A 23,072-nucleotide genomic window follows, 5' to 3' on the forward strand; every position below is an offset into this window, starting at 1 on the left:
GAAGAGGGCAATATCATAAGTCAATCAGCGTGCACGTCAATCGGCCGGTAGTGACAAGCGTTGTCCGGCCATCAGCAGTGTCAGGCGTGAGAGGCTGACCCAGCTCGAGCCGGGCGCCTGGCCTTTGATCTGTGCATCGATGCGTTGCGCATCCTGCAGCAGCTGCGCCCAGCGGCTCGCCGAATAGCGTTGCAGCGCCTTGCTCATCAGCGGCTTGCGTTTGTCCCAGATTGGCGGACGCGCCTGGCTGAAGGCCTTGTCCAGCGGCACGCCCTGGCTGTACTGCAATGCCAGGCCAGCCAGCACCCGCAACTCTCGGGCCAGGGCCCAGAGAATGACCGGTGGCTCGACCCCTTCACCGCGCAGGCCTTCGAGCATGCGCAGGGCATGCACCGGTTCGCCGTTGAGCACGGCGTCTACCAGGCCAAACACGTCATAGCGAGCGCTATCGGCCACGGCGCCTTGCACGGTCTCGAGGCTGATCTGCTGACCATCGGCCAGCAGCTTGAGCTTTTCGATCTCCTGGGCGGCGGCCAGCAGGTTGCCCTCGACCCTGGCGGCAATCAGCTCGATGGCATCGGGATGAGCCGCCAGGCCTGCCTGCGACAGGCGCTGCCGAATCCACTGCGGCAACTGCGCAGCATCGATGGGCCAGATCTGCACGAACTGCGTGCTTTGCCCCTCGACCAGCGCCTTGCCCCACTTGGTTTTCTGCGCACTGCCATCGAGCTTGGGCAGGCTGATCAGCAGCACGGTGTCTTCGGCCGGCCGAGCGCAATACTCGATCAGTGCCGCAGCACCCTTGTCACCCGGCTTGCCGGAGGGCAGGCGCAGCTCCAGCAAGCGTCGCTGTGCGAACAACGACAGGCTGGCGCCCGCCTGCAGCAGCGTGCCCCAATCAAAATTGGCGTCGGCGCTGAATACCTGGCGTTCGTCGAAACCTTGCTGACGTGCAGCCAGGCGAATGGCATCCGCAGCTTCCTGAGCCAGCAGCGGATCGTCGCCGCTGATAACGTAAACGGGCGCGAGGCTGCCTTGCAGGTGTTTGGCGAGTTGGGCGGGGGCGAGTTTCATCGGCAACGATTCGGTGGGGCGGCCTGGTTTCAGGCCGCCCCGGGCCGATTACTTCGCTGGCACTTCGAGCGGCGATTGCTGCGGGGTGGCGTCTTCGAGGCGCTTGGCTTCGTCAGCAGCATCCTGCTCGGCCTTGGCGCGAGCGTCGGCTTTTTCCTGCAGCGCGTCGAGACGCTCAGGCGTCATCTGCTGCAGGCGCAGCATCAGGTTCTGCACCAACTGGCGGCGCATCTCGCCACGTACCTGGTCAGTAGCGCTTTGCGAGCCGGCCAGGTTGCTGCCGTCGTGGGTGACGGAGCTGTTCACTTCAGCGCTGTCTTCCAGCAACACGCGCTTCTCGTGGCCGATCAGCTGATAGTTGACCGTGGTGGTCAGCTCGTATTCAGCAGAGCGCGCCGAACTGGTATAGCTGGTGGTGCGCTGGGTTTCGGCTTCGTTCACCAGATTCAACTGGTAAGGTGCACCCGCGTGAACCTTGACGCCGCTTTGCTCGAGGCTGCGAGTCAGTTCCTTGATGGTGTAGCCATAGGCATCACGAGCGGTGACGCTGATATCGGTCAGGGCCATTTTCGTGGTGCCCGTGCCACGCAGCTGGAAACCACAGGCGCTCAGCGCGACGGCCAGACCTATCACCAGCAGATTGCGTTTGATCATTGTTGTTGCTCCCTTCAAACCTTGTGAGCCGACTCTGTGAGAGACGCCCGGAGTGGTCCCGGGCGTGCGATCCAATCAGCTGGCGACGATATTGACCAATTTACCCGGCACGACGATGACCTTGCGGATCGTCAGGCCGTCGATGAAGCGCAGTACGTTTTCGTTGCTGCGCGCCTCGGCTTCGATTTCTTCACGGCTGGCGCTGGCGGGCATGTCGATCTGGCCGCGCAGCTTGCCGTTGACCTGGATCACCAGAGTGAGGGTGTCCTGCACCAGGGCGCTGTCATCCAGTACCGGCCAGCCAGCGTCTATCACCGGTTGGCTGTGGCCCAATTGATGCCACAGCTCATGGCTGATGTGCGGTGTGATCGGCGCCAACAGCAGGGTGACCGTTTCCAGGCCTTCCTGTACCAGGGCGCGATCCTGAACGCTCGCGTTCGGGGCTTTCTCCAGCACGTTCATGAGCGTCATCACCTGAGCAATGGCGGTGTTGAATTTATGGTGCTGGCCGACGTCCTGGCTGGCCTGCTTGATGGCCAGGTGGATGGCACGGCGGACGGCCTTTTGCTCGTCGTTCAGCGCGGCGACGTCGAGCTTGGCTGGCAAGCCCTGGCTGACGTGAGCCTGGGCCAGGCGCCAGACGCGCTTGAGGAAGCGGTGTGAGCCTTCGACGCCAGAATCGGACCACTCGGCGCTCATGTCCGGCGGCGAGGCGAACATCATGAACAGGCGGCAGGTATCAGCGCCGTACTGATCGATCATCGATTGTGGATCGACGCCGTTGTTCTTCGACTTGGCCATCTTCTCGGTACCGCCGATTTCCACCGGCAGGCCGTCAGCCTTGAGCTTGGCGCTGATCACCTTGGCCTTGCTGTCGCGTTCGAGTTCGACGTCGGCCGGGTTGAACCAGGTGTAGGCACCGTTGGCTTCGCGACGGTAGTAGGTGTCGGCGATCACCATGCCTTGGGTCAGCAGGTTCTTGAACGGCTCGTTGGAGTTCACCAGGCCTTCGTCACGCATTAGCTTGTGGAAGAAGCGTGCATAGAGCAGGTGCAGAATGGCGTGTTCGATACCGCCGATGTATTGATCGACCGGCAACCAGTGATCGGCTGCGGATTTTTCTACCAGGCCGCCTTCATAGTGCGGCGAGGCGTAACGAGCGTAGTACCACGACGACTCCACGAAGGTGTCCATGGTGTCGGTTTCACGCTTGGCCGGTGCGCCGCATTTCGGGCAGTTGCACTCGTAGAACTCAGGCATGCGCGCCAGAGGCGAACCGGCGCCGTCCGGTACCACGTCTTCGGGCAGCACGACCGGCAGCTGGTCTTCAGGCACCGGCACGTCACCGCAGGCATCGCAGTGGATGATCGGGATCGGGCAGCCCCAGTAGCGTTGGCGGCTGATGCCCCAGTCGCGCAGCCGGAACTGGGTGCGCGAGGCACCCAGATTCTTTTTGATCAGGGCAACTTCGATGGCATCGAACGCGCCTTCGAAGTCCAGGCCGTCGAACTCGCCGGAGTTGATCAGCGTGCCGTGTTCATTGTAGGCCGCCATCCACGGTGCCGGGGTCAGGTCGCCTACGCTGGTACGCACGACGGGCTTGATCGGCAGGTTGTATTTGACCGCGAATTCGAAATCGCGCTCGTCGTGAGCCGGGACAGCCATCACGGCGCCGTCGCCGTAGTGCATCAGCACGTAGTTGGCGACCCACACCGGCAGTTTTTCACCGGTCAGCGGGTGCTCGACGAACAGCGAGGTCGGCAGGCCCTTTTTCTCCTGGGTGGCGACGTCGGCTTCGGCGACGCTGCCGCTCTTGCATTCATGGATGAACGCTTGCAACTCAGGATTGTTGAGCGCTGCCAGGGTGGCCAGCGGGTGCTCGGCGGCCACAGCCACATAAGTGGCGCCCATCAGGGTGTCGGGGCGCGTGGTGAAGACCTTCAACGTACCGGCTTCACCGATGCTGGCCTGGTGGTACGGGAACTGCACCTCCATGCCCTTGGACTTGCCGATCCAGTTGCGCTGCATGGTCTTGACCTGTTCAGGCCAGCCCGGCAGGTCATCGAGGCTCGACAGCAGTTCATCCGCATAGGCGGTGATCTTGAAGTAGTACATCGGGATTTCGCGTTTTTCGATCACCGCGCCGGAGCGCCAGCCGCGGCCGTCGATCACTTGCTCGTTGGCCAGGACGGTCTGGTCGACCGGGTCCCAGTTGACGGTGCCGTTCTTGCGGTAGATCACGCCTTTTTCGAACAGGCGGGTGAACAGCCACTGCTCCCAGCGGTAGTAATCGGGCTTGCAGGTGGTCACTTCGCGCGACCAATCCACCGCCAGGCCCAGGCTGCGCAGCTGGGTTTTCATGTAGGCGATGTTTTCGTAGGTCCATTTGGCCGGCGCGACGTTGTTCTTCATCGCGGCGTTTTCCGCCGGCATGCCGAAGGCGTCCCAGCCCATGGGCTGCAGGACGTTCTTGCCAAGCATGCGCTGGTAGCGGGAGATCACGTCGCCGATGGTGTAGTTGCGCACGTGCCCCATGTGTAGCTTGCCGCTGGGGTAAGGGAACATCGACAGGCAGTAGAAGGTCTCCTTGCCTGGCTGTTCACTGACTTCAAAGGACTTTTGCTCGTCCCAGAAGGTCTGGGCGGCGGCTTCGATTTCGCGGGGCTGATAGAGTTCGTGCATGGCTACTTTTTGCTGAGAAATGGATGACCTTATCCAGGCTGCCAAAGAGACGCAGCGGCCGGCATTGCGGTGTCGATTATATAAACGCCGTAGCATACATGACCCCCCCTTATTGAGGGAAACGCTGATTGCGCCGCGCCTTCCGTTGGTCGCGGCACGAGGCTGGTTTCGCAGGTGACGCTAAGCTTGTGACTGGGGAGTCAGTCATGTCTGCAATGAGGTGAACGGATGGTAGATTCGCATCTGAAAGCAATGGAGCCGGAGCTGTGTGAACGTCTTATCGATCGTCTAGGATTGGCGCTGGATGTGGCCCGCACCGCAGTTCGACTGCGCAACGAGGAGCCTCGGGAGTTGGAGTTGCGCGGGTTGTCCCGTGCCGAATTCGATTGGATCAACGCGTACCTGCAACTCAGCGGTACCGGGGTGCACGCCGATTGCGCGGACATCGATCCCGTGCCGGTGCAACGCACTGCCAATGTGGTTTGGCTCAAGGACAAGCGCAAGCGCAAGGCGCCTCCCCGAACACGTGTTTTCTGAATGATGCGGGGCAGGGCTGACGGCTCTTTCGCGGGCAAGCCATGCCCCCACAGGTGTACGACTCAATCGGCTAGCAGTCTGGGAACAAAGCTTTCCCGCGAAGAGCCGGTTCAGGCGCAGCGTCCGCCAGCGGTTGTCCAAACTTGCGCGAGCCCTTAGGCTGCCCGGCATCTTTCAGGGAGATGCCCCATGCCACTTCGCTTCATCCTCAAACAACTGCTCATGCCGCCGGGGATTCTGTTCCTGCTGTTGCTGCTTGCCTGGTGCTGGCGTCGCTCCCGGCCGCGGTTGGCCACTGGCTGCTTCGTGCTTGGCCTGGGTGGCCTGTGGCTGATGAGCCTGCCGGTGGTCACGTTGCACGTAGCCCGCTGGATGGAAAGCCAGCCGCCATTGGCACTGGATCAGTGGGCCACCCTGGCGCAGCGCGCCGACGCAATCGTTATTCTGGGGGCTGGGCGCGAGCGCGGCGATCCGGCCTGGGGCGGCGTGGATCAATCCACCGGCCTGGCGCTGGAACGCGTGCGCTTCGCCGCCCGGCTGGCCAAGGCCTCTGGCTTGCCGGTGCTGACGTCGGGTGGTTTGCACTATGGGACGCCGCCGTCAGAGGCGTGGATCATGGCGCAGTCGCTGCACGATGATTTTGGCGTCACCGCCCGCTGGCAGGAAGAAGCAAGCCGCACGACTTGGGAGAACGCTCAATTCAGTGCGCGGATGCTCAAGGCCGAGGGTATCCAGCGGGTCGTGGTGGTCACCCAGGCATGGCATATGCCGCGAGCGGTATGGAGTTTCGAGCATGCCGGATTGACCGTGGTGGCCGGTCCGGTGGGGTTCATGGGGGTGGATCAGGACACCCCGCTGGGCGGGTGGCTGCCGGAGAGTCGAGCGTTCTGGCGCAATGCGCAGTTGCTCAACGAGGCAGTAGGGGCGGTGGGGTATCGGGTGTTCTACCGGTAGGTGAGCGGTTGCCGACTTGCCCCTTCGCCGCCGAAGGGGCCGGTATGGCAAACAAAGTTGCCGTGAACTCATCCACTCAAACCGTCTTCGCCATACGCGATGCCAACAGCGCCCAGCCAAACAGTGCCAGGCAGACGAACAGCATCGGCCAGGACCTCCAGCGCAGATACGGCGTCAGGCCCTCCATCGGCGTGACTTCGCCGTACATGATGCCTTGCTTGAACTGCGGGATCTGCTCGGTGATCTGCCCGTGCGGGTCGATCAGCGCCGTGACGCCATTGTTGGTGGCGCGGATCATCCAGCGGCCGGCTTCCAGTGCGCGCATCTGGGCCATCTGCAAGTGCTGCAGCGGGCCGATCGAGGTGCCGAACCAAGTGTCGTTGCTGATGGTGAGCAACAGATCGCTGCGCGCCGACTGGCCAGCAGCGAACTCGGGATACACCACTTCATAGCAGATGAACGTCGCGATCGAATAACCCTTGGCGCGCAGCAACGTCTGATCGCTGGCGCCTCGGGCGAAGTCAGACATGGGCAGGTCGAAGAAGCTGATCAGCCCACGCAGCAGGTCCTGCAGCGGCACGTATTCACCGAATGGCACCAGTTTTTGCTTCAGGTAGGTGCCTTCGCCCTCGCCAGTCACCGTGATGCCGTTGTAGAAGCGCCGCTCGCCGTTGGATTCCTGGCGGATCGGTACCCCGGTGATCAGCGCTGAATTTCGCTCGGCGGCGAACTTGCCCATCATGGCCAGATAGCCCGTGGCCTGATCCAGCAGGATCGGCACGGCAGTCTCCGGCCAGATCACCAGGTCAGTGCGCCGGGCGGTGAACGTCATGTCGCGGTACAACGCCAGCTGCGCATTGACCTGCTCCGGGTCCCACTTCATTTCCTGCTCGATGTTGCCTTGCATGGCGGCGATGCTTAGTGGCGCACCAGCGGGTCGGGTCCAGGCATGGCTCTTGAGCGCCACACTTGCCGCCCAAGGCGCCACCAGCAACACCACGCCGGCCGCCATGAAGGCTTTGCGCTGACGCAAGCGCTGCCCTGGCAGGTTGCATAGCAATGCCGCGCTCAAGGCCAGAACGAAGGAAATCAGCCACACGCCACCCACCGGGGCCAGCCCGGCCAGCGGGCCGTCAAGCTGACTGTAGCCGGAGTACATCCACGGGAAGCCGGTCAGGAACCAACCCCGGAAGGCTTCCTGAGCCATCCACAGTGCCGCGAAGGTCAAGGCATCTGCCAGGGGGGCTTCGTTGCGCCGTAGCCAGCGCGCCCACAGCCAGGTTGGCAGGGCGAAGAACCAGGCCACTGCGGCACAGAACAACAACATCAGGAAGCCGGCCAGCAGCACCGAGGCGCCGCCGAAGTTATGGATGCTGACGTAGATCCAGCTGGTCCCGGCGCCAAAGATGCCGAAGCCGTAGCACCAGCCGCGGCCCAGCGCTTGACGCGGGGTCAGATCGCGCAAACCGAGGTACAGCATCCCTAGCGAGATCAGGGCCAATGGCCAGATATCGTAGGGCGCCAGGGCCAGGGTGGTCAGGGCGCCGGCCAGCACGGCCAGCAGGTTACCGGGCCAGCCGGGGCGGGTGATCCAGCGCATCATGATCCTTAAGGGTCAAACCTGGCGAGAGAGAGGGGAGATACGCAGCAAGTGAATGCGGCGGCTGTCGGCATTGAGGATGCGGAAGCGATAGTCACCGATTTCGGTGGTCTCGTTGCGCTTGGGCAGATGGCCGAAGGCGCTCATGACCAGCCCGCCGACGGTATCGAATTCATCGTCGGAGAACTCGGTGTCGAAGAACTCGTTGAAGTTCTCGATCGGCGTCAGCGCCTTGATCAGGAAGTCACCGCTGGGCAGTGGCTTGATGTAGCTGTCTTCTTCGACATCGTGTTCGTCTTCGATATCGCCAACGATCTGCTCCAGCACGTCTTCAATGGTCACCAGGCCCGCCACGCCGCCGTATTCGTCGATGACGATGGCCATGTGGTTATGGTTGGCGCGGAACTCGCGCAGCAGCACGTTGAGGCGCTTTGACTCCGGCACGAACGTAGCCGGGCGCAGCAGATCCTTGATGTTGAAGGTGTCGCCGTTCTCCTTGAGGATCAACGGCAGCAAGTCTTTGGCCAGCAGCACGCCGAGGACTTCGTCGTGGCTTTCGCCAATGACTGGATAGCGCGAGTGGGCGGCGTCGATGACGGCCGGGAGGAATTCGCGAGGGGTCTGCGTGGCGCGGATGCTCATGACCTGCGAGCGCGGCACCATGATGTCGCGCACTTGCAGGTCGGCGACCTGGATGGCGCCTTCGACGATGGTCAGCGCTTCGCTGTCCAGCAGCTTGTTCTGGTGCGCCTCGCGCAACAGCTCGAGGAGCTCTTGGCGGTTTTTCGGCTCATGGGCAAAAGCTTGGGTGAGTTTACCCAGCCAGGACTTTTGCCCGTTGCTCGATCGGTCTTCGCTCATGGCGCTTACTCGTGTTCCTTTGTCGTTGCGTGGGTAGGGAAATCGTCTTCGTCATCGGCATAAGGGTCCGGGTGACCCAATTGTGCAAGCAACGTCCGTTCCAGTGCTTCCATCTCGTCGGCTTCTTCGTCATCGATATGATCGTAGCCGAGTAAATGCAGGCAGCCATGAATCACCAGATGAGCCCAGTGGCTGTCGAGCGCCTTGCCTTGCTCTTGAGCCTCGCGTTCGACCACCTGGACACAGATGACCAGATCGCCGAGCAGCGGGATATCGAGCATGTCGTCAGGGACGTCAGCCGGGAAGGAGAGGACGTTGGTGGCGTAATCCTTGTGCCGATAGGTATGGTTCAGCTCGCGGCCTTCGGCCTCGTCGACCAGGCGAATGGTCAACTCCGAGTCGCCTTTGCGCTGGCGCAGGGCCTGTTCGCACCATTGGCGAAAGTCGGCATCGCTGGGGCCGGCGCTCTGGCTGGCCCGTTGCAGGTCAATTTCAACCATGTTTGGCTTTGCCGGCCTCGACGTCGCGATTCTCGAAGCGCTCGTAGGCCTCGACGATGCGTTGCACCAGCGGGTGGCGCACCACATCCTTGGGCTTGAAATGGGTGAAGCTGATGCCAGGTACGCCGTCCAGTACCTCAATGACATGCGCCAGGCCGGACTTGGTGCCCTTGGGCAGATCGACCTGGGTGACGTCACCGGTGATCACGGCCGTTGAGCCGAAACCGATACGGGTGAGGAACATTTTCATCTGCTCGACGGTGGTGTTCTGGCTCTCGTCGAGAATGATGAAGCTGTTGTTGAGCGTACGGCCGCGCATGTAGGCCAGCGGGGCGATCTCGATGATCTGGCGCTCGATCAACTTGGTCACGTGCTCGAAGCCGAACATTTCGTACAGGGCGTCATAGAGCGGGCGCAGGTACGGATCGATCTTCTGTGCCAGGTCGCCGGGCAGGAAGCCGAGCTTTTCGCCCGCTTCGACCGCCGGACGCACCAACAGGATGCGGCGCACTTGCTCGCGCTCCAGGGCATCGACGGCGCAGGCCACGGCCAGGTAGGTCTTGCCGGTGCCCGCCGGGCCGATACCGAAGTTGATATCGTTGCCGAGGATCTCCTTCACGTAGCGCTGTTGGTTCAGCCCGCGAGGGCGGATCATGCCTTTGCGCGTACGCAAGGCCACGGCGACTTCGTTCTGGGCGGGGTTGCTCAGCTCCTGAACGGCCGACTCCTGCAAGTACAGGTGCACGGTATCGGGCGACAGCTCGCTGCCTTTGGTTTCCCGGTACAGGCGACGCAGCAGTTGCTCGGCGGAGGCGGTGGTGGAGGGCTCGCCAATGAGCTCGAACTGGTTTCCGCGGTTGCGGATCTCGATGTCGAGGCGTTGTTCGATGAGGCGCAGGTGCTCGTCGAACTGTCCGCACAGGTTGGCGAATCGGCGAGCTTCAAAGGGCTCGAGGATGAAGCGATGAGGTTCTATGGGTGCGTTCAAGGTCGTTTATGGCCGCCCGACGGCAATTTAGATGGACTCAAGGATAAACCCTGCAGCTTGTGTGCGAAAGCGGTTAATTGATGGCTCGCTGCGGCAGGGGCAAAGTGTTCTGACCGTTCATTTGCGTGATATATCCGGGCCTCTTCGCCGCCGAACGCACAAGCCCGCTCTCACACTGGATAAGGTTGTCAGTGGGAGCAAGCTTTGCGCGCGAAGCGTTCAGCGCAACGAGCCGCGCAGCGAGTGCGGTTGGGCATCGTCGATATGCACGTCGACGAATTGGCCGATCAAACGGGCATCGTCGCAGGTGAAGTTGACGATCCGGTTGTTCTCGGTACGCCCTTGCAACTGGCCTGGGTCCTTGCGTGAGTAGTCCGTGACCAGAATGCGCTGGGTGCTGCCAACCATCTGTCGGCTGATCTCGAAGCCCTGCTGGTTGAGGCGCTGTTGCAGTGCGTTGAGGCGCTGCTTTTTCACCTCTTCCGGGGTGTCGTCGGCAAGGTCGGCGGCCGGTGTGCCCGGGCGCTGGCTGTAGACGAACGAGTAGGAAAAATCGAAGCCGACATCCGCTACCAGCTTCATGGTCTGTTCGAAGTCTTTTTCGGTTTCGCCAGGGAAGCCGATGATGAAGTCCGAGCTGATGCAGATATCCGGTACCGCCGCGCGCAGCTTGCGAATTCGCGACTTGTACTCCAGCGCCGTGTGGTTGCGCTTCATGGCCGCCAGGATGCGGTCCGAGCCCGATTGCACTGGTAGATGCAGGTGCTTGACCAGTTGCGGGACTTCAGCGTGGGCCAGTATCAGGCTGTCGGAGAACTCCAGCGGGTGCGAAGTGGTGTAGCGGATGCGCTCGATACCCTCGATGGTGGCCACGGTGCGGATCAGCTCGGCGAGGTCGGCCAGGCGGCCATCGTGGGTCAGCCCGCGATAACCGTTGACGTTCTGCCCCAGCATCGTCACTTCACGCACGCCGTTGTCGGCCAGGTGGATGATTTCGCCCAGCACGTCGTCGAACGGCCGGCTGACTTCTTCGCCGCGGGTATAGGGCACCACGCAGAAGGTGCAGTACTTGCTGCAGCCTTCCATGATCGATACATAGGCGGTGGGGCCATCGATGCGCGGTTCGGGCAGGTGGTCGAATTTTTCGATCTCGGGGAACGAGATGTCCACCTGCGGCAGCTTTGTGGTGCGCACGGCGTTGATCATTTCTGGCAGCCGGTGCAGCGTCTGCGGGCCGAATACTACGTCGACGTAGGGCGCACGGTCGCGGATGGCCTGGCCTTCCTGGCTGGCGACGCAGCCACCGACGGCGATCACCATGTCGGGTTTTTCCAGTTTCAGTTCGCGCCAGCGGCCCAGTTGCGAGAACACGCGATCCTGCGCCCGCTCGCGGATCGAGCAGGTGTTGAGCAGGATCACATCGGCGTCTTCAGCGCGGGCAGTGACTTCCAGGCCTTGATGTTCACCCAGCAGATCGACCATGCGCGAGCTGTCGTACTCGTTCATCTGGCAACCGTGGGTTTCGATATAAAGCTTCTTGGCCATGCTGGATCATCTGGTCATTCAAAGAACCGCGCATTATAGGGGTGTGGTCGCACACTTGATAGGGGGCGGCAGTGCTATCGGGGATTGCCTGCCGGGCGGCTGTGCTATAGTTTGCGCCCTCTTTCCAGTCCTCATGCCGTTACCTGCCCACGATGACCAAACGCGAAGCTCCAATCTACAAAGTGATTTTCCTCAACCAGGGCCAAGTATTCGAGATGTATGCCAAGCAGATCTATCAAAGCGATCTGTGGGGCTTTCTCGAGGTCGAGGAGTTCGTGTTCGGCGAGCGCAGCCAACTGGTCGTCGACCCTAGCGAAGAGAAGCTCAAGGCGCAGTTCGAAGGGGTGGTGCGCAGTTTCGTGCCGATGCATTCGATCGTGCGCATCGACGAAGTCGAGCGACTGGGTACGCCGAAAATCAGTGAGGCGCGCGGCGTCAGCAATGTCATGCCGTTCCCGATGCCCATGCCTGAAAAGTAAATCCTGATAGCCTCTCGCAACGCCCACAGGGTGGAAAACGCTATCCCTGTTGGCGCGGGCCCTGCCCGCGAAGCTCTCAGGGCAGCGGTGCGAACGGCGTACGCCCGTCAGCCGTTTGCAGCTCCAGCAGGTATTTGCGGAAGATCTGCCCCAGCACCTGAGTGGCCACTTCGAGTTCTTCGCGCTTCATTTGCGCCGACACCTGATCAGCGGTATCCAGCGCATCTTCCTGGCCATTGACGGCCGCCATCTTCAGCACGATATAGGCCTGAACGTTATTGGCCGGCACGCCTTCGCCGCGGAAGAACATGATCCCCAGATGATATTGCGCGTCGGCGTGGCCCTGCAGCGAGGCCTGCTCGAAGTAGTTGAGCGCTTGGGTCAGGTCGCGCGGGCCATTTTTGCCGTCGTAATAGAACTCGCCCAGCTCGTATTGCGCCTGCGCGTCCCCGGACTTCGCCGCTTGCTGACACGCGGAGAGCGCCTGCGGTAGGTTCTCGGGCTGAGTATTGAGGGTGCACCGGCCCGTCGCTGGTATCAGCAACGAGTTTCCCCCTGCCTGCGCCAGCAGGGGTTGAAGGAGCAACAGGCAGCCCAAAGCAAGGGCGCGGCCGGTGCGGTTCATGGGGATCGACTTACCTCTGCAAGGATGCGGGCTAGCCCGTCCTGTAAATACTGTAGGTACATTATGAAATAAGCCGGGGCCTGGTTACAAAGTCTTTGCGGTTTTTTCTGAAATGAAGCCCGCTCCCACAGATGTTTCAAGGTCAGTCATTGAGCTTGGCGAAGGCTCGCTCGGCAGCATCGAGGGTGATTTTCAGCTCGGCATCACCATGGGCGATCGACGTGAAGCCGGCCTCGAACGCGCTCGGCGCCAGGTATACACCGCCCTCGAGCATCAAGTGGAAGAAGCGCTTGAAGCGCTCGGCATCGCTGGCCATCACGTCGTCGAAGGTGACGATGTCGTCGGCACCGCTGAAGTACAGGCCGAACATGCCGCCCGCCTGGGTGGTCACGAACGGGATGCCAGCGGCGTCGGCACGTTGCTGCAGGCCATCGAGCATGCGCGTAGTGTAGTCGCTCAATTCGGCGTGAAAGCCTGGGCGGCTGATCAGTTCGAGGGTCTTCAGGCCGGCGGCCATCGCCAGCGGGTTACCCGACAGCGTCCCTGCCTGGTAGACCGGGCCCAGCGGCGCGATATGCGACATGATCTCGCGCTTGCCGCCAAAGCAGCCTACCGGCATGCCGCCGCCGATGATCTTGCCAAAAGTGCTCAGGTCCGGTGTCACGTTGTAATAAGCCTGAGCGCCGCCCAAGGCGACACGGAAACCGGTCATCACTTCATCGAAAATCAACACCACGCCGTGCTGGTCGCACAGGCGACGCAGGCCCTCCAGGTAGCCCGGCGCAGGCGGCACGCAGTTCATGTTGCCGGCCACCGGCTCAACGATGATGCAGGCAACTTCTTCGCCGACTTCGCCCAGCATCTGCTCGAGGGCGCCGAGGTCGTTGAAGGGCAGGGTCAGGGTATGTTTGGCGAATGCCGCAGGCACGCCGGGCGAACTCGGCACGCCCAGGGTCAAAGCTCCCGAGCCCGCCTTGACCAACAGGCTGTCGGAGTGACCGTGGTAGCAGCCTTCGAACTTGATGATGCTGTCGCGGCCAGTAAAACCACGGGCCAGGCGGATCGCGCTCATGGTGGCTTCGGTGCCGGAGCTGACCATGCGCACCATTTCCATCGACGGCACGATGGCGCAGACACGCTCGGCCATCAGCGTCTCCAGCTCGGTCGGGGCGCCGTAGGACAGGCCGTGTTCGAGCTGGCGGCGGACAGCGTCGAGGACATCCGGGTGGCTGTGGCCGAGGATCATCGGCCCCCACGAGCCGACGTAGTCGACGTAACGCTTGTCGTCCTCGTCAGTCACATAGGCGCCTGCTGCATGCTTGAAAAACAGCGGGGTGCCGCCGACGCTCTTGAATGCACGGACCGGCGAGTTGACGCCACCGGGGATGTGTTTCTGGGCGTTGGCGAACAGCGATTCGGAGCGGGACATGGCAATAACTCTCAGTAGACAGGTGGCTGATGGGGCGCGAGGCCGTCAGGCAGACTTGTACAATTCATTGAAGGCGCGGGCGCGGCGGGTGACTTCAGCCGTTGTATCGACGCCGAACAGGTCGCTGATCACCGCCAGCAGGCTGGCACCGTTTTCCACCAGCTGCGGGGCGTTGGCGAGGGTGATGCCGCCGATCACGCAGATCGGCAGCTTTAGCTCGGCCCTGGCCTGGGCCAGTACGTCGAGGGGCACGACTTGGGCTTCCGGCTTGGTCGATGAGGCAAAAAATGCCCCGAAGGCCACGTAGCTCGCGCCTTCACGCGCGGCCTGGCGAGCCATCTCGAGGCTGCCGTGGCAGGTCGAACCGATGATCGACTGCGGGCGCAGCAGTGCACGGGCAGGTGTCAGCGGGCCGTCGGTCTGGCCCAGATGCACGCCGACGCCAAGACGCGCAGCCAGTTCGGCGTCGTCGTTGATGATCAGGCGGGTCTTGTAGGGCTCGCACAGCTTCAGCAGGGTCTCGGCCTCGCGCAGACGGCGGGCCTCATCCGTGCTTTTGTCGCGGTACTGCAGCAGCGTGACGCCGCCATCGAGCGCGGCCGTCACGTACTTGATGAATTTACCAGCCAGCAACTGGCCGTCGGTAATGGCATACAGGCCACGTAGTTTCATGCAGCAAGCCTCTTGCGTCGCGATCCGATCGGGGTAGGGTCCAGCGGCGCTGGACTCAGGGCGGGGAGCACCGGTGGGCGCTCCGATCAGGAACAGAAGTCTAAAGGCAGCCGGCGCGGGACGAACTGGCCTTTGCCCAGCTGTTCGGCATCGCGCAGCGTGCGCCAAGTATAGTCGAGCGCCGTTTTGACCGCGCTGCCCAGTTGCTCGCCCAATGCCAGGCGGCCGGCCAGGGCACTGGCCAAGGTGCAGCCCGAGCCGTGATAGCTGCCGGGCAGGCGCTCGCAGGTGTAGGTCTGGCAGCTGCCATCGCGGCTGTACAAACGGTTATGGATCTGTTGCTCGTCGCCATGGCCGCCGGTGATCAACAGATGCCGCACATAGGGCAGCAGTTTATCGGCGCACTCGTCGGCGCTGCCTTGCGGCAATTCCGCGAGGATGCGCGCTTCGGGCAGATTGGGCGTCGCGATGGTCGCGAGTGGCAACAGCCGTTCGCGCATGGCGTATCCGACCTCATCCTTGCCCAGCCGACCGCCGCCACCGGCGCGCAGCACCGGATCGCAGACCATCGGCAGGTGCGCATTGGCCAGCAGCAGCTCGACCACCGTGTCGACCATCTCCAGCGAGCCGAGCATGCCCAGCTTGACGGCTGCCACCGTGGAATCGTTGAGCACGGCGTTGGCCTGGGCCAGCACCCACTCGCGATCAAGCACGCGAAAATCGCTGACATTGACGGTGTCCTGCACCGTCAGCGCAGTAACGGCGGGCGCTGCGTGACAGCCCTGGGCGATGAGCGCTTCGATATCGGCCTGCAGACCGGCGCCACCACTGGGATCGTGGCCGGAGAGGCAAAGAACTACGGGGCGTGAGCTATAAATATTCATGGTGGGCGAGCTTATCACGAGCGGGGGTCGATGGAGGAGGGTGCGCGCTTGATGGCATATAGCCAGTTACTTCGTCGGAAAGTCCATGTGGCGACCCGTGTATTATCGGCTGAAAGGTCCGGGATAGAGCCTTGGAATCGATATTTTCATTCGCGTCCTACACAACCTTATAGCTATGCTAGGATGCAGCCATATTGAATAACAGGCACTGCGGGTGACGTCGTCTCAAAGGGAATGGGGGCTTCCCGACGTACCTGACAGGCTTCCCCGGGGCTGTATGCGCTATTTGCTGATATTACTTTTTACCTGGCTGCCCATGCTGGCCAGCGCCGTCGATTTCGACGAGTCCACTCGTAGCCTGCCCCTGGGGCGCACGATGCAGGTCCTTGAGGACAGCAGTGGCGAGGCGACCATCGATGAGGTTAGTGCGCCTGAAGCCCAGGCTCGATTTCATCGCAACACGGATGAGGTTCTCAACGCCGGCTATTCCAAGTCGGCGTTCTGGATCCGCCTTGATCTGCGCTATACGCCCCGGCAAAGTGGGGTAGCGCGCAACTGGCTGCTTGAACTGGCCTATCCGCCGATGGACCACGTCGAGCTTTATCAGGCCGATGCCGACGGGCACTTTTATCGTTCGCAAGTCACCGGCGACACCTTGCCCTACTCGAACCGGGTGATCCGCCAGAACAACTTCGTGTTCGACATCCCCTTTGTGCCGCAACAGGCGCAGACCCTCTACCTGCGCGTGCAGAGCGAAGGCTCTGTGCAGGTACCGCTGACCCTGTGGTCAAGCAACGCCTACCTCGAGGCCCAGCCCGAGCGCCTTTACGTATTGGGGATGATCTACGGCGTGTTACTGGGGATGCTGGTCTACAACCTGTTCATCTACCTCAGCGTGCGTGATACCAGCTACCTCTATTACATCCTCTACATCGCCTCGTTCGGCCTTTATCAGGTGTCGGTCAATGGTGCCGGCGTCGAGTTCCTGTGGCCCGAGAATCCTTGGTGGGCCAACGCCGCGACCCCGTTGCTGATTGGCGCTGCGGCGTTTTTCGGCTGCCAGTTCTCGCGCAGCTTTTTGCAGACCCGCGAGCACAGCCGCGTCTTCGACTGGCTGCTCAAGGGGCTAATGGTCTACGGGCTCGTAGTGATGGTGATGTCGCTGGGTGCCAGTTATGGTCTGGCGTTGCGCCTGGCCACATTGCTCGCGCTGCTGTTCACCGTGGTGATCTTCAGCGCTGGGGTCAAGGCCTGGTGGCGGGGGCAGCGCCAGGCGCGCTATTTCATGATCGCCTGGACCGCCTTCCTCGCCGGCGGCGTGGTCAACACCTTGATGGTGCTGGGCTATCTGCCCAATATATTCATCACCATGTACTCCAGCCAACTGGGCTCGGCACTGGAGGTCGGACTGCTGTCGCTGGCCCTTGCCGACCGCATCAATGCCATGCGCGAAGAGCAGTCGCGGATTCTGGTGGAGGCTGGGCACAAGCTCGAGCTGCTCAACCAGCAGCTGTCCAACAGCAACCGCCTGAAGGACGAGTTCCTGGCCACCGTCACCCACGAACTGCGCACCCCCATGAACGGCGTGATCGGCTCGCTGGAGCTGATGCAGACGGTGCCGATGAATATCGAGCTCGAGCAGTATCAGCAGACTGCCGCCACCTCGGCACGCGACATGATGCGCATGGTCGACGACATCCTTATCCTCACCGAGCTGCAGGCCGGCAAGCTCTACCCCCGTCACGAGCCCTTCCGCCTGCAGGGGCTGCTGGATGGCGTGCATTTGCAGTTCGCCCGCCAAGCGCACAACAAGGGCCTGGCCTTCGCCCTGGATATCCTCAGCATCCTGCCCGACAAGCTGGTAGGCGACTCGCGCAAGCTGGCGCTGTGCCTGAGCTGTCTGCTCGACAATGCCGTGAAGTTCACCCGCCAGGGCGTGGTGCGTCTGCAGGTGCTGGGCGAGGTCGATGACGAGAACAACCTGGCGCTGACCTTCAAGATCATCGACACCGGTATCGGCTTCAGCTATCTGGACGAAGACACCCTCTACCAGCGCTTCTATCAAGTCGACAGCTCCATGACCCGCGAGTACGGCGGCCTGGGGATTGGCCTGGCGATCTGCCGACAACTGGCGGAGTTGATTGGTGGTCAGTTGCACCATCAATCGGAACCCGGGCGGGGCAGCTGTTTCACCCTGACCGTCAAGCTGGCGGTGGTCGAACCGCTGCCGATGCATACGACCATCTCGCGCAAGCTGCCCGAAAGCACGCGGCGCTCGGCGCACGATTGCACGCTGTTGCTGATCGATGACAACAGCGTCAACCAGCTAGTGTTGCGCGGCATGCTGCTCAAGCTCGGCTATCGGGTGCGCACTGCCGACTGTGCCAACGCGGCCATCGAGCAGATGCAGAGCGAGAACTTCGATGCGGTGTTGCTCGATTGTCACTCACCCATGACCGATGGCGCGGTCGTCTGCGCGCGCTTGCGTGAAGTGCCGCGCACCAAGGACATCCCCGTGCTGGGGATCGTCGCCAGCCTCGAACGCAGTGACCGCGACCGTTACCTGGCGGCCGGAATGACCGAATGCATGCATCGGCCGGTGCGCTTCGAAGAGCTGCAAAGCCTGCTGCACAGCTGGCTGTTGGCACATAAACAAAGCGAGCAGGTCGGCGGTTAGGCGGTTTTGCCTCTTTGATCGAGGCGATGCCCGTGATTCACTGGGGCATCGACCCGTCGGAGCCGCCCGTGATGAATCTCCATCAGTTCGCCGAAACCCACGAAGTCAGCAATCAGCCGCCCTCCCTGGACGGCCTCAATCTCTACCTGGCCGACCTGCCGCTGCAGCAATGGACCCAGCGCTTCGGCGCCGGTTGGGCTGCCCCCCGGCTTGAGGGCTACGGCGCACTGGCGGGCGGGCCGCTGATGACCGCCGGGTTCCTGGCCAATCGCAACAAACCGGTGTTCAGCAGTCATGACCGCTATGGCCACCGAGTCGACCTGGTGGAGTTTCATCCCGCTTACCACCAACTGATGGCCACGGCGATCGAGCACGGCCTGCCATCCCTGCCCTGGACCGATCCGCAGGCGGGCGCTCACGTGGCGCGGGCGGGGCTGGCGTACTTGCACTTTCAGGCCGAAGCAGGCAGCGGCTGCCCGTTGACCATGACCTTCGCCTGCGTGCCCGCGCTGCGCTTGCAGCCGGAGCTGGCCGAGCGCTGGCTGCCCAAGGTGCTCTCGACCCACTACGACCCCCGCAACCTGGAAGTCGGCCTCAAAAGCGGCGCTACTATCGGCATGGCCATGACCGAGAAGCAGGGCGGCACCGACGTGCGCGCCAACACCACTCGGGCTTACCCGGTGGGCGCGCCGGGGCCCGGGCAGGCCTATGAACTGCTGGGCCACAAGTGGTTCTGTTCGGCTCCCATGTGCGATGCCTTCCTCACCCTCGCGCAGACCGACAAGGGCCTGAGCTGCTTCCTGCTGCCACGTCATCGCCCGGACAACACCCGCAACGAATTCTATATCCAGCGCCTCAAGGACAAGCTCGGCAACGTTTCCAATGCTTCCAGCGAAGTGGAGTTTCGCGGCGCCCTGGCGTGGATGATCGGTGAGGAAGGCCGCGGTGTGCCGACCATCATCGAGATGGTCGCCATGACCCGTTTCGATTGCATGATCGGTTCCAGCGCGCTGATGCGCCAGGCCTTGACCCAGGCGGCGCATCACTGTGCCCATCGACGTGTGGGCGGGCGGGTGCTGGCCGAGCAGCCCCTGATGCAGAACGTGCTGGCCGATCTGGCGCTCGAGAGCGAGGCAGCGCTGGCGTTGACCCTGCGCATGGGCCAGGCGCTGGACCAACTGGGGGATCCGCAGCAGGCGCGCTTCGCTCGGCTGGTGACGGCGGTGGGCAAGTACTGGATCTGCAAGCGCGCGCCGGCGATGATCAATGAAGCGGCGGAATGCATGGGCGGCGCGGGGTATGTGGAGGACAGTATCCTGCCGCGACTGTACCGCGAGGCACCGGTGAATTCGATCTGGGAGGGGTCGGGCAACGTCCAGTGCCTGGACGTGCTGCGAGCGCTTTCCAAGGAGCCTGGGGTGCTCGACAGCCTGTTCGCCGAGCTGGGCGATGGCCATGGCGACCGGCACCTGGCCACGCATATCGGGCGTCTGCGCGCGGCCTTTGCCGACCCCCAGGACGCGCAATACCGTGCACGGCAACTGACCGAGGACATCGCCCTGGCGCTGCAAGCCAAATTGCTCCTGGAGGCGGGCGACAGCCTGGTCAGCGATGCCTTTATCGCCAGCCGTCTGGAGGGCAGTGGGCGTACCTATGGCGCATTGCCGCAGGGCGTCGATGCCGCTGCGCTCGTCCAGCGGGCAATGCCGCTATAACCCGGTGGGAACGGCCTCTGTCCGCGAAGCTTTGTGGATGTTGGAAAGTCGAGAAGCTTCGCGGGCTTAGTCCGCGCCCACCGGAGTGGTGTCTGGAAAAACGCGACACATCAACCGGATACAGGCAAGATGCAGCTCTGCAAGATCAGAAAGGACGTGCACCGTGACCCAAACTGCCCCAGCTTTCGTTGTCGTTGAAACCGCCGAGCAAGCCGTCGACCAGCTCGCCCTGCTGCACGATCAGGCGACCCAGTCTCTGAGCCAGGCACTCAAGCGTTATCTCAAGGATCGCAGCGAACCCGACGCTGCCGAGCGCGCGCTGTTCCGCTATCCCGAATTGCGCATTACCTACGAATTCCACGGCGAAGTGCCCAGTACTACCCGCGCCTACGCCAAGCTGCAGGCCCCAGGCGTCTATTCGGTGACCGTGACCCAGCCAGCCGCCTACCGCAAGTACCTCGTCGAGCAATTGCGCCCGTTGATGCGCGACTTCGAGGTCAAGGTCGAAGTGGGCGTCAGCGAGCAGAACATCCCTTATCCGTATGTCGTCGACCAAGGCGATGAGCTGGCCGGCACCGGTGTCACCGCCGCAGCGCTGGCGCGGGTGTTCCCGAGCACCGACCTGTCCGCCGCCACCGATGGCATCGCTGATGGCCTCTACGACTGGGCCAACGTCGATCCGTTGCCGCTGGCACTGTTCGATGGCGCGCGGGTGGACTTCTCCTTGCGTCGCCTGGTGCACTACACCGGCAGCGACTGGCGGCACGTGCAGCCGTGGATCCTGCTGACCAACTACCATCGCTATGTCGACCAGTTCGTCAGCCACGGCCTCGAGCAATTGCAGAGCGATCCGCGCTTCGTGCGTATGGTCATGCCCGGCAACGTCATCATCGACAAGGGCATGGACCAGACCGAGGCTCAGGCCTTGGTCGACAGCGTGGTCTGGCACCGCTACCAGATGCCCGCGTACCACTTGATCGCGGCCGATGGCGACGGTGTCACGCTGGTCAATATCGGCGTCGGCCCATCCAACGCCAAAAACATCACCGACCACCTCGCGGTGCTGCGTCCGCACTGCTGGCTGATGATCGGTCATTGCGGCGGCCTGCGTCAGTCGCAGACCATCGGCGACTATGTGCTGGCTCACGCCTACATGCGTCAGGACGGTATTCTGGATCGGGTATTGCCACCCAATATCCCGATCCCGGCACTGGCCGAAGTGCAGATGGCCCTGCAAGAGGCGGCGGCGCAGGTGACGGGTGAACGCGGCGACGAGCTGAAAAAGCGCTTGCGCACCGGCACCGTGCTGACCTACGACGACCGTAACTGGGAGCTGCGTTGGGCGCAGGAGCGTCCGCTGATCAACCTGTCGCGTGCCGTGGCGGTGGATATGGAGAGCGGTACCATCGCCGCCCAGGGTTACCGTTTGCGAGTGCCTTATGGCACGTTGTTGTGTGTGTCGGACAAACCGCTGCACAGCGAGATCAAGCTGCCGGGCTCGGCCAACGCTTTCTATAACCGCGCGGTCAGCCAGCACTTGAAGATCGGCATCGCCGCGCTTGATCTGCTGCGCAATCAGCTCAACTCGTTGCACTCGCGCAAACTGCGCAGCTTCGACGAGCCGCCGTTCCGCTGAAAGGGGTGGTCTGCGATATCTTCATCGTTATCGCGGCCCCCTTCGCGGGCGAGCCTTGCTTGCACAGTGGATCTGCGTATTCCTGTGGGAACGGGCTCTACCCGCGAAGGGGCCGTCAAGGTCTCCCTCGATCTCCCGGGATTTGCTCAAAGGCACCCGGCCCACTAGCATAGGCGGCCCTGCTGCCCGTGAATCCTCGTCCATGTCCAAACCTCCCCGCCCGGCCGCCGCCCGGCCTGCGTCTCGTCGCCAGGGCGCGCCTGCGTCTGCCAATCGCCGTGTGGCCAAAGCACCGCCTGCCGAGCCGCGCTTGCTGGTGTTCAACAAGCCGTTCGATGTACTGACCCAGTTCAGCGATGGCGAAGGGCGGGCGACGCTCAAGGATTTCATCGACGTGGCGGGCGTGTACCCGGCCGGTCGCCTGGACCGCGACAGCGAAGGCTTGCTGCTGTTGACCAACGACGGACAACTGCAGGCGCGGATCGCCGACCCCAAACACAAGTTGGCCAAGACGTACTGGGTGCAGGTAGAAGGTTCGCCCACCGACGAGCAATTGCAGCGGCTACGCGAAGGTGTCGAGCTCAACGACGGCATGACCTTGCCCGCCCAGGCGCGCATGTTGGAGGAGCCGGCATTATGGCCGCGGGATCCGCCGGTACGCTTTCGATTGAGTGTGCCGACGCACTGGCTGGAGTTGGTGATCAAGGAAGGACGCAATCGCCAGGTGCGGCGGATGACCGCCGCCGTGGGGCTGCCGACCTTGCGCCTGGTGCGCGTGGCCATCGGTCCGTGGACGCTGGATGGCCTCGAACAAGGGCAGTGGCGCGAGGCGCCGGCTCGGCTTTAGTTCGCGCGCGCCACTTTGCGAGCAGCTTTGCTGCCCACAGTGTGGACCAAGCGCAAGTCGACATCTGTGGGAGCAAGGTGGCGCGTTCGGCGGCGAAGGCGTCAGCAGGCTCGCCGCCGGATCACCCGCGCAAATGCAACAACGGCAACTCCGTGCTCGCCAGCACCTGATTGAGCACAAAGCTGGAGCGCACGCTGGTCACGCCGTCGATACGGGTCAGGTGCCCGAGCAGCAGCTTCTGGTAGTGGTCCATGTCCGGCACCACCACCTTCAATTGGTAGTCAGCATCCATCCCGGTCACCAGGCTGCATTCCATCACCTGGGGCAAAGTGCGTATGGCCGCCTCGAAATGCTCGAAACGCTCCGGAGTGTGGCGGTCCATGCCGATCAGCACATAGGCCGTCAGGCTCAACCCGAGCTTCTTGCGGTCCAGCAGGGCTACCTGACGGGAGATATAGCCGTCATCCTCCAACTGCTTGACCCGCCGTGAGCAGGGTGAAGGCGACAGACCGATACGCTCGGCCAGTTCCTGGTTGGAGATGCGCGCATCGCGCTGCAGTTCAGCAAGAATGCTCAAGTCGTAGCGGTCCAGCTTGCTCATTACACGGCCCCGAATGATAGCGATTGCGTGGGATTATCTATCCGCAGCGAAAAATTGCGCAAGCAGTGATTTTGTGAGCAAATTTCGCAATCCTGTCCTCATCGTACGGCTC

At 62.5% G+C, this 23,072-nt stretch carries 20 protein-coding genes; 7 read left to right on the forward strand and 13 right to left on the reverse strand.

What is annotated here, in order from left to right; translation table 11 throughout:
- Window positions 1–36: 36 nt before the first annotated feature.
- The 3 genes from holA to leuS form a co-directional block, all read right to left on the reverse strand.
- Window positions 37–1,074, reverse strand: a complete 1,038-nt coding sequence (gene holA / locus LIX93_RS22710) for a DNA polymerase III subunit delta (protein WP_226506312.1) — start codon at window positions 1,072–1,074, stop codon at window positions 37–39.
- Between the two features lie 48 nt (window positions 1,075–1,122).
- Window positions 1,123–1,728, reverse strand: coding sequence for an LPS assembly lipoprotein LptE (gene lptE / locus LIX93_RS22715; protein ID WP_226506313.1), 606 nt, complete (start codon window positions 1,726–1,728; stop codon window positions 1,123–1,125).
- Window positions 1,729–1,803: 75 nt separating this feature from the next.
- Window positions 1,804–4,410 (reverse strand): leucine--tRNA ligase, encoded by a 2,607-nt coding sequence (leuS, locus tag LIX93_RS22720; protein ID WP_226506314.1) that lies wholly within the window; start codon window positions 4,408–4,410, stop codon window positions 1,804–1,806.
- Window positions 4,411–4,638: 228 nt separating this feature from the next.
- Here leuS and LIX93_RS22725 point away from each other — a divergent pair, with 228 nt between their 5' ends.
- Both LIX93_RS22725 and LIX93_RS22730 read left to right on the forward strand, forming a co-directional pair.
- Window positions 4,639–4,947: a hypothetical protein gene (locus tag LIX93_RS22725; protein ID WP_226506315.1), complete on the forward strand. Its 309-nt coding sequence runs from the start codon at window positions 4,639–4,641 to the stop codon at window positions 4,945–4,947.
- A 189-nt stretch (window positions 4,948–5,136) separates the two neighbouring features.
- Entirely contained in the window at window positions 5,137–5,901 is a 765-nt protein-coding gene (locus LIX93_RS22730; RefSeq protein WP_226506316.1) for a YdcF family protein, read from the forward strand.
- A gap of 76 nt (window positions 5,902–5,977) precedes the next feature.
- Here LIX93_RS22730 and lnt read toward each other — a convergent pair whose 3' ends face one another.
- The 5 genes from lnt to miaB all read right to left on the reverse strand — a co-directional run bounded on the left by lnt (window position 5,978) and on the right by miaB (window position 11,395).
- Window positions 5,978–7,501, reverse strand: coding sequence for an apolipoprotein N-acyltransferase (gene lnt / locus LIX93_RS22735; RefSeq protein WP_226506317.1), 1,524 nt, complete (start codon window positions 7,499–7,501; stop codon window positions 5,978–5,980).
- A gap of 15 nt (window positions 7,502–7,516) precedes the next feature.
- On the reverse strand, window positions 7,517–8,362 hold the full coding sequence (locus LIX93_RS22740) for an HlyC/CorC family transporter (RefSeq protein WP_226506318.1): 846 nt from the start codon (window positions 8,360–8,362) through the stop codon (window positions 7,517–7,519).
- A gap of 5 nt (window positions 8,363–8,367) precedes the next feature.
- Window positions 8,368–8,862: an rRNA maturation RNase YbeY gene (ybeY, locus tag LIX93_RS22745; protein WP_226506319.1), complete on the reverse strand. Its 495-nt coding sequence runs from the start codon at window positions 8,860–8,862 to the stop codon at window positions 8,368–8,370.
- The gene (locus LIX93_RS22750) at window positions 8,855–9,850 is read right to left on the reverse strand and encodes a PhoH family protein (protein ID WP_226506320.1); all 996 of its coding nucleotides are present in this window, start codon (window positions 9,848–9,850) and stop codon (window positions 8,855–8,857) included. The genes ybeY and LIX93_RS22750 overlap by 8 nt, the downstream gene beginning before the upstream one ends.
- Window positions 9,851–10,069: 219 nt before the next feature.
- Entirely contained in the window at window positions 10,070–11,395 is a 1,326-nt protein-coding gene (miaB, locus tag LIX93_RS22755; protein ID WP_226506321.1) for a tRNA (N6-isopentenyl adenosine(37)-C2)-methylthiotransferase MiaB, read from the reverse strand.
- 152 nt (window positions 11,396–11,547) lie between these two features.
- Between miaB and LIX93_RS22760 the strand changes: the two genes are divergently transcribed.
- A complete protein-coding gene (locus tag LIX93_RS22760) occupies window positions 11,548–11,874 on the forward strand; it encodes a DUF1820 family protein (protein WP_226506322.1) in 327 nt (108 codons plus the stop codon).
- Between the two features lie 76 nt (window positions 11,875–11,950).
- Here the strand turns inward: LIX93_RS22760 and LIX93_RS22765 are convergent, their stop codons facing one another.
- The 4 genes from LIX93_RS22765 to LIX93_RS22780 all read right to left on the reverse strand — a co-directional run bounded on the left by LIX93_RS22765 (window position 11,951) and on the right by LIX93_RS22780 (window position 15,484).
- Window positions 11,951–12,499: a tetratricopeptide repeat protein gene (locus LIX93_RS22765; protein WP_226506323.1), complete on the reverse strand. Its 549-nt coding sequence runs from the start codon at window positions 12,497–12,499 to the stop codon at window positions 11,951–11,953.
- Between the two features lie 142 nt (window positions 12,500–12,641).
- Window positions 12,642–13,928, reverse strand: a complete 1,287-nt coding sequence (gene hemL, locus LIX93_RS22770; protein ID WP_226506324.1) for a glutamate-1-semialdehyde 2,1-aminomutase — start codon at window positions 13,926–13,928, stop codon at window positions 12,642–12,644.
- Between the two features lie 45 nt (window positions 13,929–13,973).
- Window positions 13,974–14,600, reverse strand: coding sequence for a thiamine phosphate synthase (gene thiE / locus LIX93_RS22775; protein WP_226506325.1), 627 nt, complete (start codon window positions 14,598–14,600; stop codon window positions 13,974–13,976).
- A gap of 86 nt (window positions 14,601–14,686) precedes the next feature.
- Window positions 14,687–15,484 (reverse strand): hydroxymethylpyrimidine/phosphomethylpyrimidine kinase, encoded by a 798-nt coding sequence (locus LIX93_RS22780; protein WP_226506326.1) that lies wholly within the window; start codon window positions 15,482–15,484, stop codon window positions 14,687–14,689.
- Between the two features lie 277 nt (window positions 15,485–15,761).
- On the opposite strand from LIX93_RS22780, the gene LIX93_RS22785 reads away from it, so the two are divergent.
- From LIX93_RS22785 to LIX93_RS22800, 4 genes are all read left to right on the forward strand, one after another.
- Window positions 15,762–18,161: a 7TM diverse intracellular signaling domain-containing protein gene (locus LIX93_RS22785; protein ID WP_226506327.1), complete on the forward strand. Its 2,400-nt coding sequence runs from the start codon at window positions 15,762–15,764 to the stop codon at window positions 18,159–18,161.
- Window positions 18,162–18,232: 71 nt separating this feature from the next.
- Window positions 18,233–19,876 (forward strand): acyl-CoA dehydrogenase family protein, encoded by a 1,644-nt coding sequence (locus tag LIX93_RS22790; protein ID WP_226506475.1) that lies wholly within the window; start codon window positions 18,233–18,235, stop codon window positions 19,874–19,876.
- A gap of 163 nt (window positions 19,877–20,039) precedes the next feature.
- The gene (gene amn / locus LIX93_RS22795; RefSeq protein WP_226506328.1) at window positions 20,040–21,512 is read left to right on the forward strand and encodes an AMP nucleosidase; all 1,473 of its coding nucleotides are present in this window, start codon (window positions 20,040–20,042) and stop codon (window positions 21,510–21,512) included.
- Window positions 21,513–21,792: 280 nt separating this feature from the next.
- Window positions 21,793–22,359 (forward strand): pseudouridine synthase, encoded by a 567-nt coding sequence (locus tag LIX93_RS22800; protein ID WP_226506476.1) that lies wholly within the window; start codon window positions 21,793–21,795, stop codon window positions 22,357–22,359.
- A gap of 121 nt (window positions 22,360–22,480) precedes the next feature.
- Here the strand turns inward: LIX93_RS22800 and LIX93_RS22805 are convergent, their stop codons facing one another.
- Window positions 22,481–22,960: an Lrp/AsnC family transcriptional regulator gene (locus LIX93_RS22805; RefSeq protein ID WP_226506329.1), complete on the reverse strand. Its 480-nt coding sequence runs from the start codon at window positions 22,958–22,960 to the stop codon at window positions 22,481–22,483.
- Window positions 22,961–23,072: the final 112 nt, after the last annotated feature.

The sequence above is a fragment of the Pseudomonas sp. MWU16-30317 genome, from assembly GCF_020515695.1.
In the GTDB taxonomy this organism is placed as follows: Bacteria; Pseudomonadota; Gammaproteobacteria; order Pseudomonadales; family Pseudomonadaceae; genus Aquipseudomonas.

Coding starts and splice junctions, on each gene's coding strand:
- holA (WP_226506312.1), bottom strand. CDS start 1,074: ATGAAACTCGCCCCCGCCCAACTCGCCAAACACCTGCAAGGCAGCCTC.
- lptE (WP_226506313.1), bottom strand. CDS start 1,728: ATGATCAAACGCAATCTGCTGGTGATAGGTCTGGCCGTCGCGCTGAGC.
- leuS (WP_226506314.1), bottom strand. CDS start 4,410: ATGCACGAACTCTATCAGCCCCGCGAAATCGAAGCCGCCGCCCAGACC.
- LIX93_RS22725 (WP_226506315.1), top strand. CDS start 4,639: ATGGTAGATTCGCATCTGAAAGCAATGGAGCCGGAGCTGTGTGAACGT.
- LIX93_RS22730 (WP_226506316.1), top strand. CDS start 5,137: ATGCCACTTCGCTTCATCCTCAAACAACTGCTCATGCCGCCGGGGATT.
- lnt (WP_226506317.1), bottom strand. CDS start 7,501: ATGCGCTGGATCACCCGCCCCGGCTGGCCCGGTAACCTGCTGGCCGTG.
- LIX93_RS22740 (WP_226506318.1), bottom strand. CDS start 8,362: ATGAGCGAAGACCGATCGAGCAACGGGCAAAAGTCCTGGCTGGGTAAA.
- ybeY (WP_226506319.1), bottom strand. CDS start 8,862: ATGGTTGAAATTGACCTGCAACGGGCCAGCCAGAGCGCCGGCCCCAGC.
- miaB (WP_226506321.1), bottom strand. CDS start 11,395: ATGGCCAAGAAGCTTTATATCGAAACCCACGGTTGCCAGATGAACGAG.
- LIX93_RS22760 (WP_226506322.1), top strand. CDS start 11,548: ATGACCAAACGCGAAGCTCCAATCTACAAAGTGATTTTCCTCAACCAG.
- LIX93_RS22765 (WP_226506323.1), bottom strand. CDS start 12,499: ATGAACCGCACCGGCCGCGCCCTTGCTTTGGGCTGCCTGTTGCTCCTT.
- hemL (WP_226506324.1), bottom strand. CDS start 13,928: ATGTCCCGCTCCGAATCGCTGTTCGCCAACGCCCAGAAACACATCCCC.
- thiE (WP_226506325.1), bottom strand. CDS start 14,600: ATGAAACTACGTGGCCTGTATGCCATTACCGACGGCCAGTTGCTGGCT.
- LIX93_RS22780 (WP_226506326.1), bottom strand. CDS start 15,484: ATGAATATTTATAGCTCACGCCCCGTAGTTCTTTGCCTCTCCGGCCAC.
- LIX93_RS22785 (WP_226506327.1), top strand. CDS start 15,762: ATGCGCTATTTGCTGATATTACTTTTTACCTGGCTGCCCATGCTGGCC.
- LIX93_RS22790 (WP_226506475.1), top strand. CDS start 18,233: ATGAATCTCCATCAGTTCGCCGAAACCCACGAAGTCAGCAATCAGCCG.
- LIX93_RS22805 (WP_226506329.1), bottom strand. CDS start 22,960: ATGAGCAAGCTGGACCGCTACGACTTGAGCATTCTTGCTGAACTGCAG.